This is a genomic window from Nostoc sp. DedSLP03 (assembly GCF_034530815.1).
In the GTDB taxonomy this organism is placed as follows: domain Bacteria; phylum Cyanobacteriota; class Cyanobacteriia; order Cyanobacteriales; family Nostocaceae; genus Nostoc.
In genome coordinates this window covers 1-15,986 of record NZ_JAVRCK010000077.1, presented here as the reverse complement: position 1 = coordinate 15,986, position 15,986 = coordinate 1, and the positions used below count along the sequence as shown (strand labels likewise).

At 38.5% G+C, this 15,986-nt stretch carries 14 protein-coding genes; 5 read left to right on the top strand and 9 right to left on the bottom strand.

What is annotated here, in order from left to right; genetic code table 11:
• The first annotated feature begins 103 nt into the window (after positions 1 to 103).
• The gene (locus RM368_RS28485; RefSeq protein WP_322697167.1) at positions 104 to 1,930 is read left to right on the top strand and encodes an N-6 DNA methylase; all 1,827 of its coding nucleotides are present in this window, start codon (positions 104 to 106) and stop codon (positions 1,928 to 1,930) included.
• Positions 1,931 to 2,142: 212 nt separating this feature from the next.
• Here the strand turns inward: RM368_RS28485 and RM368_RS28480 are convergent, their stop codons facing one another.
• Together RM368_RS28480 and RM368_RS28475 are read right to left on the bottom strand one after the other, a co-directional pair.
• Positions 2,143 to 2,376 (bottom strand): hypothetical protein, encoded by a 234-nt coding sequence (locus RM368_RS28480; RefSeq protein WP_104910315.1) that lies wholly within the window; start codon positions 2,374 to 2,376, stop codon positions 2,143 to 2,145.
• 2 nt (positions 2,377 to 2,378) lie between these two features.
• Positions 2,379 to 3,020: a ParA family protein gene (locus tag RM368_RS28475; RefSeq protein ID WP_322697166.1), complete on the bottom strand. Its 642-nt coding sequence runs from the start codon at positions 3,018 to 3,020 to the stop codon at positions 2,379 to 2,381.
• Between the two features lie 579 nt (positions 3,021 to 3,599).
• Between RM368_RS28475 and RM368_RS28470 the strand changes: the two genes are divergently transcribed.
• Both RM368_RS28470 and RM368_RS28465 read left to right on the top strand, forming a co-directional pair.
• On the top strand, positions 3,600 to 3,794 hold the full coding sequence (locus tag RM368_RS28470; protein ID WP_322697165.1) for a transposase DNA-binding-containing protein: 195 nt from the start codon (positions 3,600 to 3,602) through the stop codon (positions 3,792 to 3,794).
• A 17-nt stretch (positions 3,795 to 3,811) separates the two neighbouring features.
• Positions 3,812 to 4,984, top strand: coding sequence for an IS4 family transposase (locus RM368_RS28465; RefSeq protein WP_322697195.1), 1,173 nt, complete (start codon positions 3,812 to 3,814; stop codon positions 4,982 to 4,984).
• 36 nt (positions 4,985 to 5,020) lie between these two features.
• Here RM368_RS28465 and RM368_RS28460 read toward each other — a convergent pair whose 3' ends face one another.
• Positions 5,021 to 6,877 (bottom strand): hypothetical protein, encoded by a 1,857-nt coding sequence (locus RM368_RS28460; RefSeq protein WP_322697164.1) that lies wholly within the window; start codon positions 6,875 to 6,877, stop codon positions 5,021 to 5,023.
• A 252-nt stretch (positions 6,878 to 7,129) separates the two neighbouring features.
• Here RM368_RS28460 and RM368_RS28455 point away from each other — a divergent pair, with 252 nt between their 5' ends.
• Positions 7,130 to 9,199 (top strand): hypothetical protein, encoded by a 2,070-nt coding sequence (locus RM368_RS28455; RefSeq protein WP_322697163.1) that lies wholly within the window; start codon positions 7,130 to 7,132, stop codon positions 9,197 to 9,199.
• Here RM368_RS28455 and RM368_RS28450 read toward each other — a convergent pair.
• Positions 9,155 to 9,373 carry a hypothetical protein gene (locus RM368_RS28450; protein WP_322697162.1) on the bottom strand — a complete coding sequence of 73 codons (219 nt, stop codon included), beginning with the start codon at positions 9,371 to 9,373 and terminating at the stop codon, positions 9,155 to 9,157. The genes RM368_RS28455 and RM368_RS28450 overlap by 45 nt on opposite strands.
• Positions 9,374 to 9,801: 428 nt before the next feature.
• Here RM368_RS28450 and RM368_RS28445 point away from each other — a divergent pair, with 428 nt between their 5' ends.
• Positions 9,802 to 10,407 (top strand): thermonuclease family protein, encoded by a 606-nt coding sequence (locus tag RM368_RS28445; protein WP_322697161.1) that lies wholly within the window; start codon positions 9,802 to 9,804, stop codon positions 10,405 to 10,407.
• Positions 10,408 to 11,347: 940 nt separating this feature from the next.
• On the opposite strand, the gene RM368_RS28440 is transcribed toward RM368_RS28445, so the two are convergent.
• The 5 genes from RM368_RS28440 to RM368_RS28420 all read right to left on the bottom strand — a co-directional run bounded on the left by RM368_RS28440 (position 11,348) and on the right by RM368_RS28420 (position 15,699).
• The gene (locus RM368_RS28440) at positions 11,348 to 12,091 is read right to left on the bottom strand and encodes a hypothetical protein (RefSeq protein WP_322697160.1); all 744 of its coding nucleotides are present in this window, start codon (positions 12,089 to 12,091) and stop codon (positions 11,348 to 11,350) included.
• On the bottom strand, positions 12,088 to 13,266 hold the full coding sequence (gene hxsC / locus RM368_RS28435; RefSeq protein ID WP_322697159.1) for a His-Xaa-Ser system radical SAM maturase HxsC: 1,179 nt from the start codon (positions 13,264 to 13,266) through the stop codon (positions 12,088 to 12,090). Before hxsC ends, RM368_RS28440 begins: the two co-directional genes overlap by 4 nt.
• Before the next feature lie 19 nt (positions 13,267 to 13,285).
• A complete protein-coding gene (hxsB, locus tag RM368_RS28430) occupies positions 13,286 to 14,737 on the bottom strand; it encodes a His-Xaa-Ser system radical SAM maturase HxsB (RefSeq protein WP_322697158.1) in 1,452 nt (483 codons plus the stop codon).
• 198 nt (positions 14,738 to 14,935) lie between these two features.
• Positions 14,936 to 15,346, bottom strand: coding sequence for a His-Xaa-Ser system protein HxsD (gene hxsD, locus RM368_RS28425; protein WP_322697157.1), 411 nt, complete (start codon positions 15,344 to 15,346; stop codon positions 14,936 to 14,938).
• A 56-nt stretch (positions 15,347 to 15,402) separates the two neighbouring features.
• Positions 15,403 to 15,699, bottom strand: a complete 297-nt coding sequence (locus RM368_RS28420; protein WP_322697156.1) for a hypothetical protein — start codon at positions 15,697 to 15,699, stop codon at positions 15,403 to 15,405.
• Positions 15,700 to 15,986 lie beyond the last annotated feature (287 nt).

The following is a 15,986-nucleotide window of genomic DNA, read 5'->3' as shown; positions in this document are numbered from 1 at the left end:
AAGCTTAATGATACTTTTCTGAAAAAAATATCATTGCCAAAAAGCTAACGGAACGAAAGTATTATAACTCTTGGCAAATCAGTTAACTAATTAAATTTATTCAATGGCAGCAACCCGCAAAAAAAGCAATGGTAACGGTAACGGTCGCAAATACACCAGCCAACAAAGCCTCGACAGCTACATTTACAGCGCTTGCGACATCATGCGCCGTTCTAACTGTGCAGGTGCGCTACAATACATACCCGAATTAACCTGGATTTTATTTTTACGCATACTCGACGAACGCGAACAAGAAGAAGCAGAAAACGCTGATGCTGTTGGCTTTAAATTTACCCCATCATTAGAAGCCCCCTACCGTTGGCGTGACTGGGCTGCACCCTATGATAACTCTCTATTTACCCTCGACAGCGAACAACGCTCCCAAGGTTGGAAACGCCATCAAATTACAGAACAAAGCCAAGAAGTTGAGGAACTCAAGAAATTTAGAGATACCGATATTGAACTATCTGAACCTTTCAAAATCTGGGTAGATTTGATTTTCATTCCCTATCTCAAACAACTAAAAAATAGCAAAGACGCAACCCCAAAACAGAAAGTTATCAGCGAAGTGATGTCCGGTATTGATCGCGTTCGCATCGATAGCCAAAAAAATATGCTGGATATTCTTGATAAAATACATGAAATCAGATATGAAACCGTAGACGACACCCATATTTTCCCCCTGTCCCAAGTCTTTGAAGGATTGCTGTTGAGAATGGGTGAAAAGGGTAACGACGGTGGACAATTCTTCACTCCTCGCATCATTATTCGGGCGATGGTGAAAGTTATTGACCCTAAAATAGGCGAAACTGTTTATGACCCCGGACTTGGTACAGGTGGTTTCTTAGCGCAGTCCTACGAACACATGAGGGGCGAAAATAACTGCAAAATCACCAAACCAGAAGACTTAGAAATACTCAAGCGACGTACTTTTTACGGACGGGAGAAAGATAATCTCATCTACCCGATTGCGATCGCTAATTTAGTATTGCATGGCATTGATGAACCCCATATTTGGCATGGTAACACCCTCACGGGAGGCGAAACCTATGGCGGTTTATTTACAGCCACACCAGATTTATATAACGTTATCTTAATGAATCCGCCCTTTGGTGGCAAAGAAGGTAAAGAAGCACAAACAGGTTTTGCTTACCAGACTAGCGCCACCCAAGTACTTTTCTTACAACACGCCATCCAAAATTTGAAGTCTGGCGGACGCTGCGGCATAGTTTTAGACGAAGGCATTTTATTCCGCACCAACGAATCAGCCTTTGTTGCCACAAAACGCAACTTGCTTAACGAGTGTAACGTCTGGTGTATTGTCAGTTTACCCGCAGGAACCTTTGTCGCCGCAGGTGGAGGAGTCAAAGCCAATATCTTATTTTTTCACAAAGGCGAACCCACCGAAAAAATTTGGTATTACGACCTATCAGATATTAAAGTCGGAAAACGCTCCCCCCTAACCGAAACCCAATTTGAGGAGTTTTTCCGGCTACTCCCCATTAAAAGTGACAGCGAAAGAAGCTGGACGGTAGATATAACAGAACGTAAACGCCAAGCCACAGAAAAAGCCGCACCCCTAAAACAAAAAGCCGCAGATATCGGCGAGGAAGCCAGAGGATTGCGAGATAGACTTACTGCATTGAAAAAAGCCAAACAGCAGGGAACAGAGGAATATAAAGAAATAGAACAAGCTGCTAAAGAACAGGAAAAAGAAGCCAGAGAACTAAAAGCCCAAGCCCAAGCGATAGAAGATGCAGTGTATGACCTGAAAGCAGTAAACCCGAATGCTAAAAATGAAGAGAATACCCGTACACCAGAGGATTTGTTGGATTTTATTGAAAAGAAAGGGCGTGAAATAACGGATATTTTGGCGAGGTTAAGGCTCTAACCCTTGTATAGTAAGAATTGCAGTTTTAGCCCTGTTTTGTCGCTTTTAGAAAGCAATAATCGGAGCAAGATTCTGAAACTTTTATTCAATCAAGCTTTGAGCCTTTGTTTTCTGGCTCAACACCTATTTCGTTTAGTAACGAAAAGACGAAATTAAAAACTTGAAAAACCTTATTTCGTCTTTTCGTGATTTAGCGAAAAGACGAATCTTTACTAGCCATGATTGTCTGTCCAGTATTTAAAAATCCGTTGCAATAGCTCGACTTGGGTACAACCATAAGTAGCAGCCGCAATCTTAAAATCCTTTTTAAACTCGGCAGGTACTTTAAAATTCAGGTTGGAAATTTCACCTGGATCGGGCTTCTCCAAGTTATCTTTTGTTTCCTTAATGCTAGGGGGTTCACCTTTGCTTGGTTTGCGAGGTGGTGGAGGTGGTTTAGTTGACATAATTAGGATTCTTGTTCACTCAACAGATCAATAATTCCTTGGGCCACTTGTTCTGCACGTTGCCTTAAACTAGGAAACGTGACCTCTGAGAGAGCGCGACCATTATCAGAAGCTTGTCGGTAAGCTGTCTTTTCGGGGATTGAGCCAGCCACTGTGTCATAACCAGCCTTACGAATATATGATCGCGCTTCTTCGATCTCATTCTCCCGATCGCCGACTCGACATAAAACAAAAACAATTTTATCCGTAGAAATTTTGGCGTTTACCAATTCATGGGCCAACAGTACAGACGGTTTGAGGTCATCCAGTGATAAACCAGTGGGTAAGACAAGCAAATCACTTGCACGGGCAATTTCCAGTGTCCCTTGCATAGAATGTGGTGGGCCGTCCATCACCATAAGGTCATAAACCGAGGCGTGTTTAAGTGCTTGAGCAACAGTGCGGAATGGTTCAACAGCGATCTCCGGCTGGATACCATTGACTTCTCGGCGTTGTTTCCAATCCGTACTCGTACCTTGAGAAATATCTAGGTCGGCAATTTTTACATCCCAGCCAGCAGCAGCATATTCACGGGCAATGAGCCGAGCAAGGGTGCTTTTACCCACACCCCCTTTTTGAGAAATGACACCCACCAATACGGTCATCAAATTCCGTCCTTTCGCTCTATAGCGAATTAGTTATATCGTGTTTTCGCTTAATCGTACAGAGAAATTTCGTTTAAGCAAGAATTAGCGATTTAACGAAATCGTTATTTCGTGCTTCAATCAAGGCAGAAAGGCGATCACACCTGCGTCTTACATCACTAAATGGGGTGAAATCAGCGAGGCTGCCGTTTGCCGCCACACAACGGCTCAAAAGCTTGTATCGGTAGGAAGTAACCCATAATATTGCCGTAACGTGTAGTTTAAAGGATAAAGTGGCTGCAAGCTGCAATGCTTATTTTTACGTTTTACGCAATCTGCGGCGATCACATTTAAACCTCTTAAACACTCTTCCCTACTAAGTTCTGCCCTGCGGCATCAGTGAGAGGTTAAACCTCTAAGTGCGACGCGATCACTTCATTATCTATAGGTGTTTCCAAATTCGCCAAAAGTGTCTTCGCTACTTTCTCCCCTATCTGACTTTTCCCGTTAAGTCTTGAAAAGCTTGCTCACAAAGGATTTAGGAAACAGCACAGCATATACGGTACAGTAATTGAAATCGAGTGCTAAAGGTAACAAGCGATGCTGGACTGGTGGGAGAAAAATTTTGCGACTTGTGAGCTAGGCGATCGCAGATTAAATGAGCGTGCAATGTCGATAGGCTATGCTCTAAGTCTTGGATTTGGCAAAGCACTGGCAGAAATCTTCAGTAGTGGAAAAGTACTCAAGAGAGCTTATGAGTTTTTGCCAACCCCAAAGTGGAATTTTCAAGAGTGATTGAGCCGCACTGTCAAATGACGGCGGAAACTGTTGCAGAATATGATGTAGTGCTGTGCGTTGGAGACACGACTTTTCTTGATTATGGCAGTATTGAGGCTAAAAAGGAAGGTTACGGCCCAATTGGTAAGGGAGGTAACGGTTTAATATTACACAGCGCTTTAGCCATAGAACCCCAGAAAGGTCAATCGATAGGTCTGTTGTGGCAAAAACTTTGGAATCGAGAGCCAAAACAAAAGCCACCAAAAGAGGAAACTCCGACACAAAAGAAAAAACGACAAGCAGCAGCACGTAAAGAAGCCCGAAACCGCCCTTTTGAACAAAAAGAATCTTACAGGTGGGTAGAAGCGCTCACCACTGTAGAAAACCTTGTGAGTAAGCACACGCAAGTGATTCATGCTTTCGACCGAGAAGGTGATATCACAGAAGTTTTTGATAAAGTTCGTCAACTTCAGCACACAGGAGTTATCGTTCGTGCAGCTCATAACCGTAGCTTAGATTCCGAGAGTGAGCGTCTTTGGTCAAAACTGGAAGGGCAGCCTATCAGTCTGGAACAGGAAATCGAATTACCCCAGACTAGTAAACGTTCTGCCCGCAAAACCAAGCTGGCTGTACGATTTTGTCCTGTAAACCTCCGTACTCCCTATCGTTTTGACAACCGTGACCCTCTACTGGTGTATGCTGTTTATGTCACGGAAGTTGATTGCCCAGAGGGTGAAACCTCTGTAGAATGGATGTTGCTAACCACAGAAGTTGTTGCAGATATCCAGACAGCTTCTATGATTTTACGCTGGTATTCTTACCGTTGGCGAGTTGAAGAGTATCATAAAATTTTCAAGTCGGGATGTCAGGTAGAAAAATATCGGCTTGCTGCTGAGGGGATGAAAACTCTTATTGGATTCTTGAGTGTGATTGCTGTTGAGCTTTTACAGTTGACTTATCTCCACCGCACTCAGCCTTTAGCTCCCGCAATTGAAATTCTCAATCCCCTTGAACTCAAGATTTTAAAAGCTAAGTCTCCCAAACCACCCAAACTCCTCACAGTTAATTGGGCTGTCGAAGCGATCGCTCGTCTTGGCGGCTACCTAGAACATCGAAGCAAAACACCAATTGGTATCCAGGTACTGTGGCGAGGTTGGTTAAAATTGCATGACCTTTGTGAAGGTTGGCTGCTTGCAAAAGAGACTTAACGGGAAAAGTCAGCTCCCCTATCTGTCACATAAAACTTATTCCCACCAGTCATCAACAATATTTTTCGTTAAGTCATATTCAGAAAGGACTTGGCTGGCATACTCGTCGCCCATCTCCTTGGAGTGGCCGATCAAAGCACCAAAAGAAGCAGCAATGTCAGCCTTACCGGACAGACGAATATGCGCCTCAGCGATATGGCGCAGGGCATGGGGATTAGTCCATCGTTCTTCTCCAAAAAGTGTTTTGGTTCCTCTAGCAATAGCTCTATTGACTAGCCGCCAGATACTAGCTACATAATGAGGTTTACCAAAACTTTCTGGTTCACGCTTGGTAAGGATGAAAAATAAGTAGTTATGGCTTTCTAAATTTTCTTTAGCAACTTCCCAAACTGCTATACAACTTTTAGCTGCTTGTAATCTTATTTGTTCTTGCTGAATATATTCATCAGGAGAATTGGTAACTTTTTCTCCAACAACTCCTTGTTTAGCCGCTTCTAATCTAGCTTCGATGCGTTCTATTTTCCCTCCACCGTAGCCCCAAAAATCTATCCATCCTGGCAAAGTTTTTACTGATTCCTCAATTAAAGGTCGCCATTTATAAACCCAGATATCTAAATCTGCCGTTAAAATTGCAGGCAATCTGTAATGACGGGGTTTAGCAGTTAAAGAAGAACGCTTGTGTTCTCTGATTTTAGCTACATAATAGGGATTACCCTGTTCATCCTCTTGACGAAACAAAGTTTCACCCAATTTTAAATTTCTAATTTCTTCTTGACGAACAGGACAGTAAACGAAAATTTTCACAATTAAGTAAATCTGCCAAGCTCTAGCTACAGATGAATTATTTCGTGTTCCATGACTTAGAAATTCTCCAGTTTGCAAATCATGCTTACCATAATTAGGAGCGCAGAATTTTTGTAATAATTGAACTACTTGACGTGCTTGCTGGTGAGTTACCTTTTTGGAATCCCACTTTTCACTTAAAGACTGCTTCTTTTCTTGCTCATAAATTTCTGCATACTCACTCTGCAAATCTTGTAGTTCTAAAATAATTGGTACGTCTAACCAGTTGCGACGCTTTGAGATGTTAAAGTTTAACCACTTCGCAATGGCTATACCCGTACCTACCATTTCCATACCAGTAGAGTGACTCACATTTCTAGTTGTTGTAGCCCAGTAAGTGTAATCATCTAGTAATTCAACATTCGTTAGTAATTCTAAATGCAATTCTTCATCAAGATAGTTTTGATTATACCAACCAAAAAAACGTGATATTGCCTGCTCATCTTTATTAAAAGTGGTAAGTTTAATTGGATCTATCTTCGGACTAAAAGCTCTACCTTCTCCTTGCTGTCTCCGTTCCCGAAAGGAAAGTCGAATATTTTTTCCTCCGCTCACACGGAATTGTTTAAATTCCTCAATTTGTTTTAAGACATTCTCTGATAAATCATCTAGTCTTAATCCATAGGATGGTAATTTACCGCGAGTTGGTTTAAGAGCAAGCGGTTCCCGGAAAGGAGCTACATCTGTATCTGTTACTTTACCTAAAAATAACTCCTTCCACCAAATTTGTTCTTCTATCCATGCTATGAACCTTGCTAAACTAGAACGATAATTATTTCTAGTTTTTTCAGACATTTTACCTTGTTCAATGAAAATTTTAGTTTGGATATCAAAGATAGTTAGTGCATCTTTAAGTTGTTCAATGTCCACTTGCTGAGAATATGTATAAAACTGTTTAGTAGTTAAGTTTTTAGCTTCTGCATCAAATTGAGTAAAGACGAATTTTCTCAAAGCTAAACTCAAATATTTTTCAAAATTAACATCAATATTTTGAGATTTTTTTGAATTATTCCAAAGATTAAGCGCATAAGATACTGTGTATTTATTCATACTTCTCTCTAACTAATTATAGTACAATTGTACTATAAAATTTACTGCCCTCAACCATAATCCGACGGAAGTAATCCCTGAAGCGTAAAAAGCTTAATTATTTAAACTCTTTGCTGTACAAGAATTTTACTTGTTTTTATCAAGTATGACTTCATACAAAAAACGTATGAAGTCATACTTGCCAATTGTATAAAACTAATGTACTATACTTTTAGCTTTAAACTACATAATTAATTTAAATTATAAATTAGATTGATTATTTTTTATTTATTACTAAATACTCGGAATAAAAACTGTTTTTATATGGGGCAATATACACTTGGCTATGCTATTGAACTATGGCGAATTAATCAAGAACCTAAGAAACTTGATGTCAATTTTGAGAAATATCTTAGCATTTCACTAAGAAAATACGTTTTTCCAAAATTAGACCCAAAAACCAAAGATTTTAAGATTGATGAATTCGTAGCATACAGTAACAATTTTCCAGTTGCTCAACTTAAAGATGCTCTAAAAATATTTGAGTGCCAGATTACCAGAGCCATTGAAAATAACGAAATTTCTATCAATACTGTCAAAAATTACCGTTCGGCTCTGAAACGATTTTTGGAGTGGTTAGAAAAGCAACCCTGGTGGATTTATTTATTCCCTGACCCTGTTGTTAAAATCGCTCCATCAAGAACTAAGATTGCTCCTAAACCAGGAACTGGTGCTGGCGAAGCTTCTTTTTATGGTCTAGCAAAAGACGAATTACCACTATCTGTCATTAACAAAATTGAGGAGTTTAAACATTTCCGATTAACAGGAGGAAAAAGTATCCGCCGAACTGTACGTGAATATGGACAGCATAGACAAAAAGGAGAAGCTAGAAGACCTAAAATTGATGCAATCAAACAATCAAGTTTTAAAAATGATGAAGAAAGAATACTCCGCTTTTTGGGATGGTATGTTGAAAATAAATTACTGTCTGAATCACATTTAGAGCTATTGGCTGATGTCAATAACTATCTCTTATCTCCTGCTTTTTTGAGGTTTTTATCTAATTATAAAAATTCTTCCCTTTCTGCACTACAAATCAAATTAATTTATGAGTTTAGCAATATTTTGTTATCAGAGTTACATTTAGAACTGTTGAGCGATGTAGAACTTTTAGATGAATACACTTATTGGGCAGTTGAAACACGCGGAGTTTCCCATTCAACAGGTGTCAATATGGTGAAAACAGCAATTGCTATCGCTAAGTGGCTTAATTATGATAAATCTACTAGGCGCAATTGGTCTGATATTCCTTTAATTTTAGATTTAAAAGATTTACGTAATGAGTTAGCTGAGGAATATGCGAAAGAAAAAGGAAAACTGGAAGAACAGAAATGGGAAAATAAACAACTAACACATGAACAAGCTAGACAAGTTGTTGATTATTTGCGAAAATCTTGTGCTACTCACATCGGGAATGAAGATGAAACTGGAGAAGTCGCTTCTTCGCAAAAAAGAAACACTTCCGCAGTTGCTCGCTCATGGCAGATTTATTTAATTGTCAAAATTCTAGTCTACTGTCCTGTTCGCCAAGAGGAAATTAGAAACTTCAAACTGGGTGAAACTTTATTTCGATCTGAAGATGAAGATGGAAATCCGTACTATGTAGCCAAAATAACAAAACACAAAAATTCTGGTGTTACTGGTAAAATGCGCCACTATAAATTACCTGATATTTTAACCGAAGACCTAGATATGTGGGTGTACAAGTGGCGACCTTTAATTGAGGAATCAATCAAAACCTTAGATGGTTGGATGAAATTTTGGGGGCAAAATTCTGATCAAATTGAAAATATTCATAGCCAGTTAGAAGCTGCGAAAAAAGGTATTTTTGATAATCGAGTACAAAATTCTCCTCAACAATACATTGATTACTTAGAGAAAAAGTTAAGGAAAGTAGAACAACGAATTGCTTTTTGGGAGGTAGCTAAAACCAATTTTGAGAGCCACAATCATTTATTCTTCATGTTTGGCAAGAGTAGGAAGAATGGCATAGAAGTTTTTGGCAATCCTCTTAATGTAGCCAGCATTTGGCGAGTTGTCACCAGAGCGATCGCTATGTCATCAAAGGCTTTATTTGGCGAAGAAAGATGGACTAACCCCCATGCTTTACGACATATTGCTGAGAAGCATATTCGCCAACCCGGAAAACAAGATATTACAGAGTCTTTTGCGATGTTGATTGGACATTCAAAAGAGATAGGTGATGAGTATGCTCGGCAGATTACTTCAGAATATGAGTTATCTGAAGATATTGTTGACGATTGGTGGCTGGAAGGGGTTTGAAGCTATATAAAACAAGGGTTTCAGCCTTAGAGTACAATTAACCCGGTTTGGCACGGTGATGCCTACAGTGGCGCTGTTATAAGGGATTGCAGCAGCCGGATTAATACCAGAAGCGATCGCACTAAGTGCAGCAGTCGCAATTAATCCCAACTTAGCTATTTGTAATTTGTTCATACATCACCAATATTGAAGTTGAATTTCGTCTTTTCTTGAAACCATATTCATCTGTAATTTTATTTTTTATAAATAGTGAAGCTACTGAAATTTAACCTTTTGTTTTAAACAAAACTGCATGATTTGTTTTGAGGAATTATGCCGATATTTCTATAAAAACAATGTAAATAGCTGCTGCATCAATCAGTGATTTTGTGTCTGGCAGACAAGTATTTGCATAAAATATTATTGGTTAAAACATTATTAATGTTTCCTGTTCATGTATTGAATGAAATGCTTCTTGTCTGGCAGACAATTGTATAAGATTAAAAGTATCCGGCAGACAAATAAATAACAGTCTCAAAAAGAGAAAAACCATAGCCATGAAAAGAAAGTCAAGATAACTGGGCAAACTGACTTATATAAGCATCACAACCGAGATATTATCAATGCCCAAAAATCTCCTAAATAGCCCAGTTTTCTTACTTGCCTCTATCGCCTCTGTCATCGCCCTCGCTGCTGTATTTTCCCCCATAACTAAATCGCTTGTAGAAGCTGCGGCAGACTCCACATCACCCCGTGCAATGCCACTGTCGGAACAATGGACAGTGGTTAGCGTTGCAGATGGTGACACGATTACTGTCGGTCGCCGTGGCGAAACCAAAAAAATCCGGTTCTGTGGGATTGACTCTCCTGAAGTGAAACACGGTAAAGCGCCGGGGCAACCATTTGGGGATGAGGCGCGTGAGAAGTTGCGATCGCTTGTTGCCCTAGCGAAAAATCAAGTAATGATCGTACCTATCGAAACAGACCGTTACGGGCGAACTGTGGCTGAGGTGATGGCCTCAGTTAGTGGGGAGTGGGGGCTGGAAATGAGTTTTCAAGAGGAAATGCTCAAGTCTGGAAATGCTTACCTATATAGGCAATACGCGAAGAATTGCCCCAATGTCACAGCTTTTGAGCAAGCTGAGAAGATAGCGATCGCATCTAAGGCTGGGGTGTGGAGTCAGCCAGGGTTAGAGAAGCCTTGGGACTACCGCAAGCGTTATCGATAGTTGAAGCAGTGGACACAATGGAATACGAGAAAGTGTCCTTTGAATCATAATATGAGAAAAATTTTGAACGATAAATCGAGAAAGAGTTAACGCAATTTTGGGCTTTTTAACCAATCCCAATATCAAATTTTGCATTCATACATGAGAGAGGGTTGAAATTTTGAATCATAATTCAAGAATGAGTTTAAAAAACACAATTGGACAAAACTTGCACAAAAAATCCCTGACAAAATTGTTCTAACTTAAACTTTCAATTCAAAATATGGTTCAAATACCCATGTTATGGTTCAAAACTTTTGTTTTAGTAGATATCTGAGTAAAAATCAAATATTTCATTGAACAAGCGATCGCTCTGTTGTTGGGCGATCGCCTACTCAAACCGTAGCTGAATAATAATGATAATTAAGCCGAAGGATTTATACAAACACCTCTTTTATGAGTCTTTCTAGCCACCACACGATAATCATTATTATTACAAAAACTCGAATACTAAAAGTGAACTATAAAATGGATACTCATTTCTGAAGCATATCATGGGTTAAAATCTCAATTTTTAGTTCAAATCACAGAAAGGTATTTGTAACAATACTGCTTCCAAAGGTTAACTTTGCGTTAAAAGACTGAAATCACAGATAAATGGTTATGCTGCTAGTTTTGATCTAATTTGAACGAAAAATCGTTGTTTCAGGCACTTGAAATTTTCTTAACGTACAATTCTCCCGCATTGGCACCGTGACGCCATTAATGACCTTTTTAGGGAATGTCTTCACAAGAGAGAACACGCTCAATCCGGTATCGAAACAACGTTAAATCAAGGTTTTCAAACATCGGCGTAACATAACTTTACAACGTGTCCCAATTTGCGCGTATCCCGGGTGAAACCCCAGAAGACCTTCTCGACTTCATCGAGCAGAAAGGGGAAAAAGTTGCAGAAGCACTCTCAGTTTTGCAACGCCAGACCAGTTTGCACAATCACTACTTTGTTTTTATTATCCCAACTGACAGACATATCTCTATACAACTTTGACACCCCAGATGATTCTATAAAGATACTGCCTTTATAAGTTAACATTGGAATTCCTAATGACTGGGCAGTAAATAAAGTTAGTATTAAATCCTTTTGCAATCCAGTACTTGTAGGTAGCAGTTTAAGCAAGTTGGTTGGTATGTAGGATTGTCCATTAATCAAAAGACCTACTTTGCCAAATTTTTTCTGGTTAACTTTAACGTCAACTACAGAAATAGAAATTCCTGGTTTTGTAAGCAAAGATTCCAGTTTGGGGAGCGAATTTATTAACTGCTGCTCCGTAAGTGCTGGTGATGATGGAGTATATGGATCACCGCTGCCTCCTGAATATCCGCCACCACCGCCTCCTGAATATCCGCCACCACCGCCGCCTGAATATCCGCCACCACCACTTGCTGAGTAATGAGAACTATGGGAGCTATGAGAACTGTGAGAACTGTGAGAGCCATGTCCAGCAATTAGCACACTAGCATTATCACTAGAAGCAAGTACCAGTGGTTCAACTTGAATGTCAGATGTAGTCACATTACTTGTGACATCTTGTGCAACGGCTATCTTTTCAATTATTTCTGCATTGGCAGGAAGCCCAGAAGTGGTTTGAAGCAACGCTTCAACTGCAAGCCCAACAGTTAATATTTTTCCAATATACTTTTTCATAAAACATCTGAACTAATTGGATATATATAATTACTAAAACGCAAAGTTGCGGAGGAAAAAAATCCTCCACACCTGTTTTTTACAACACAAGATTCGCATTGTGGAAAGTATTCATTTTTCCAATCAGAGATGGAATTTTTTGCAAATGACCATAAAGAGTTCCGCAAAACGCACAGTTGGTGGTTATAAATAGAAACATTCATACGTTGTTTATGTAAGTAGTGGACAGCTTCTTCTAGTTCATCTTGGTAGTCCACCGGATCGATCCAAAGGTTGTCAAGATTTGCCCTAGTATGACCCATAATTTCCAGTCCCATGAAAGTAATGTGACTAGCAAAAGGAAGGTTACGTGCAATGAAGCGAGCTATCTGAGGGAGACGTTCGTAAGTTTGTTTGTGAACAACTATTCTAATCTCTACTTGAACATTAGTGCGTGCAAGATTTATAATTCCTTTTATAGTTTGGTTAAAAGCACCCTTTGCTTGGACAACATAATCGTGAATACTAGCAATATCCGAATATAGAGGAATTCCAATCATTAAATCAGGATGTTTTATTTGCGCTAAAACTTTTGCATACTGTAGGTAACTAAAAAGCCGACCGTTAGAAAGAGTATGTAAGGAAGTACTTGGCAAATAGTCTCGACAAGCTTTAACAATATTCAGAAAATTATTCTTTAATAAAGTTGGTTCCCCACCAGTAATTCCTATTTCTACTGTATCTGTAGACATCAATGGAATGACTTTTAAGTAATCATTAATCAAATGACTATCATCAACATTACGAGGTGGTTGGGAACACATCAAACAGTTACTGTTACACCTCTCAGTTAAAAAAATAACGTTATGCTTTGAATGTTTCCTATAAAAAACAGTTATTCTGCCAGACTGGGGATAAAATTTTATTATGTCTCCTGATACCAAATAATTAAAATCAGTTGGCAGGCGAACTAATCGATGATTGTAATCTTCATTTTTAGGAATTTGAATTTCCTCATTATCCTTGCTAATTAAACAGCGGAACTCTTGTAATTTTGAATTGTTTAAAGTTTCCGATTTGACAATAAAAGCTTCTGATTCACCCAGATGTGATGAAAACAAATGGTTATCAGTTAACCTAGCGATAAAAGGTTCTTCATTCCATTTAGTTGTAGTAAAACCATGTAGTTTCAACATACACTTAGTCCAATTTTTTTTAGAGCCAGCTTTCAAATATTTGTCTTACCTTAGGCTCATCTTCCATGAGCTTGATGAGGTATTTCATAATTGACATATTTTTCTGACAAAATCCACTTGTAGGCTTGTGTCCAATTGTGTCACCTTGAGTTGAATGATGATAAACTGGGTCGCTGCCACAATAAGGAAGAAATGCACAGTCTGTACATCCTGGCATTCCTTCTAACATTGTTTCGTAAATAGTGTCTAAAAGAATATCACTTGTAAAAATCTGTTGGTATGAATTTGTTAGGAGATTACCCAATCTGAATGTTTTATCATTCATTTCTGCCAACATTCTTGATTCATCAGAGGCATAGACATCACTGTCATAGTTAAAAACTATTACCGATATCCCAATACCAGATGGGGATTGTAAGTCAACATATCCTGTTGGATATGGGGTTAACATCTTTTTAAGAATAAGAGCAGTATATTCTTCAACAAAATAAACTCCTGCTCTGTTAATCTCTAAGATGTATGTCAAAACCTCTTTGTAAAAATCTAACCATTCCTTCATTTGATACCCAGTGGAACTAGCTGTTTTTACAGCAAAGCCATAGGGACTGATAGAACGAAGAAAAATACTCTTAAATCCTTGGCGAAGGTATTCATCTACAATTTCACGAGGATATTTGAGGCTTTCACGAGTAGTAGTCATCAGCGCGGAGACAGAATGCGGTCCTAACTTAGACCTGACGCGCTCTACGCCAGAGATTAATCTGGCATAGCTATCATTAGCTCTTTTAGGTCTATTTTTGTTATGTAATTCTTCTAGACCGTCAAGGGATGTAGAAATAAAAATCCTATGTTCTAAGCAAAAATCTAATATCTCATCGGTTAATGGAGATAGATTAGTAGCAATTACAAATTCAATATCTTTTCCAACAGCCTGATTTCTAGTTTCGACTTGTTCAACAATATACTTTATTAGCTCAAAATTTAAGAGTGATTCACCGCCTTGAAACTCTACTTTTAATGTATGTGAAGGACTTTGAAACAAAATATCTATGCCCTTATCTGCCATTTCTCCAGTCATATCAAAAGCCGTCTTATCTTCTGACTGGCGCGATACCTGACAGTATGGACAAGAGTGGTCGCATCTTAGTGTGACTACAAAGATGTGCAGTCCTGTAAAGTTAACAAGATAACTCTGTTTAGTCCTATACTTGATTGCTAGAAGCTCTAGAGCAATATCAGATTCTTCATCATAAAGGAAATGCCTAGATTTTAGCTCGTTATAGAGGGGATTTTGGCTCGTAAGTTGCTTCCTAGTAAAATCTTGAAGCTCATTTTTAGAAACAACTATGTACTCGCCTGCAATATTTGTGAGTATATAACGATGAGTATCTAGTGTTATAAACCTAAAAGGAAGTAGGTTGTAGCTACTATTTTGTTGATAAGCTTCAAATGCTTTAAATTTGCCACTCATTTTTTATAGTATTTTAATAAATACTTATTCGTTATTTATAGAAAATTTTTAGACCCTGGAAAAATAGGAATTGTACTTGAATTTAAGAATTGCTTTGCTGAATAATGCGGATAATGATTTTGTTGGACAATGCTTGCATCTGCTGGTAAATTACAGACAGGTCATAAATTGTATAACAAAAATTTAGAGGTGTTAACATTAAAACTTCTCATCTTGTCTTCCAATTTTAAGCGGATCTTCTATGTAATCCGCTATCTCAAGCTCAGGCTCAATGAGAGCCGTCTTAGAAAAAGCATGAGCCATAATTAGATTTCTGACTGCTTCTGTTTCTTGAGCGATGATGATACGCAATTCTTGGTCAAGCAGCTCGTTGCAAAATTCATGTGCTAATTCTTGAGAACTATAACATTGATTCTTAGTTTTGAAACGAACTAAGAATTTGTCTTGAGTTGCAGGTTCTACATGAATGTAACACTTGTCTGTAAACTTGTATGTAGCTTTAAGAATAGCCTCTAACCTGTATACATTTGAACTAATTTTGACACAGCAAAACTGCTGTTCTTGAAAAACAAAGGCAAGATTTTCTTCTGTAAGCTGGTTTTTTAACATGAGCACCTCTTTTTTCTATCTACACTCTTAGCTAATAATTATTTACATAATTACGCTTAATGAGTTAAAGCTTCTGTTTCATACCCCAAGTAGGATAAGGCTCTAAATATGGCAGTTGTCTCTGCCTCTTCAATTGAAATTTCACCAGGCAATAATTTACCTTCTTTGGTTAGAGAAAAATTTGCTAAGGCTTGACTACTACGATTATCAGTTAGAGTCACTTTGCACCGTATAAATCCTATCACCTCAGTAAGCATTACAGGGGGTTCTGTTTCAATTGAGGTAATATCTAATTGAATCTGTTTGAGTTTTTGCAAAACTTGGTTGCTATCAATCTTCGGCAGTTGTTTCATGCTTCTGACTTAATTGTTGAACTTACAGATACTATAGAAGTTGTTTTCTATACTTCTTTTTAGCATATATACGTGTAAATATCAGGGAAGGAGATAGATTAGCAAGCATCTCTATCCAGTTCAAAGTATTCACCACCTTTTCTGCTCAACCCTATGGTTCCCCTTTTAGAAAATTAATAACAAGCGAGAAATAATTTCCGCAGATAATGGCGTCACCGTGCCAATGCGGGAGAATTGTACTCTAAGGCTGAAAGTAAGATGAGGTAAGCCTTTCAAGAAGCGCTTTT

Coding starts and splice junctions, on each gene's coding strand:
- RM368_RS28420 (WP_322697156.1), bottom strand. CDS start 15,699: ATGAAACAACTGCCGAAGATTGATAGCAACCAAGTTTTGCAAAAACTC.
- hxsD (WP_322697157.1), bottom strand. CDS start 15,346: ATGTTAAAAAACCAGCTTACAGAAGAAAATCTTGCCTTTGTTTTTCAA.
- RM368_RS28485 (WP_322697167.1), top strand. CDS start 104: ATGGCAGCAACCCGCAAAAAAAGCAATGGTAACGGTAACGGTCGCAAA.
- RM368_RS28445 (WP_322697161.1), top strand. CDS start 9,802: ATGCCCAAAAATCTCCTAAATAGCCCAGTTTTCTTACTTGCCTCTATC.
- RM368_RS28480 (WP_104910315.1), bottom strand. CDS start 2,376: ATGTCAACTAAACCACCTCCACCACCTCGCAAACCAAGCAAAGGTGAA.
- RM368_RS28450 (WP_322697162.1), bottom strand. CDS start 9,373: ATGAACAAATTACAAATAGCTAAGTTGGGATTAATTGCGACTGCTGCA.
- RM368_RS28465 (WP_322697195.1), top strand. CDS start 3,812: ATGACGGCGGAAACTGTTGCAGAATATGATGTAGTGCTGTGCGTTGGA.
- RM368_RS28475 (WP_322697166.1), bottom strand. CDS start 3,020: ATGACCGTATTGGTGGGTGTCATTTCTCAAAAAGGGGGTGTGGGTAAA.
- RM368_RS28470 (WP_322697165.1), top strand. CDS start 3,600: ATGCTGGACTGGTGGGAGAAAAATTTTGCGACTTGTGAGCTAGGCGAT.
- hxsB (WP_322697158.1), bottom strand. CDS start 14,737: ATGAGTGGCAAATTTAAAGCATTTGAAGCTTATCAACAAAATAGTAGC.
- hxsC (WP_322697159.1), bottom strand. CDS start 13,266: ATGTTGAAACTACATGGTTTTACTACAACTAAATGGAATGAAGAACCT.
- RM368_RS28440 (WP_322697160.1), bottom strand. CDS start 12,091: ATGAAAAAGTATATTGGAAAAATATTAACTGTTGGGCTTGCAGTTGAA.
- RM368_RS28460 (WP_322697164.1), bottom strand. CDS start 6,877: ATGAATAAATACACAGTATCTTATGCGCTTAATCTTTGGAATAATTCA.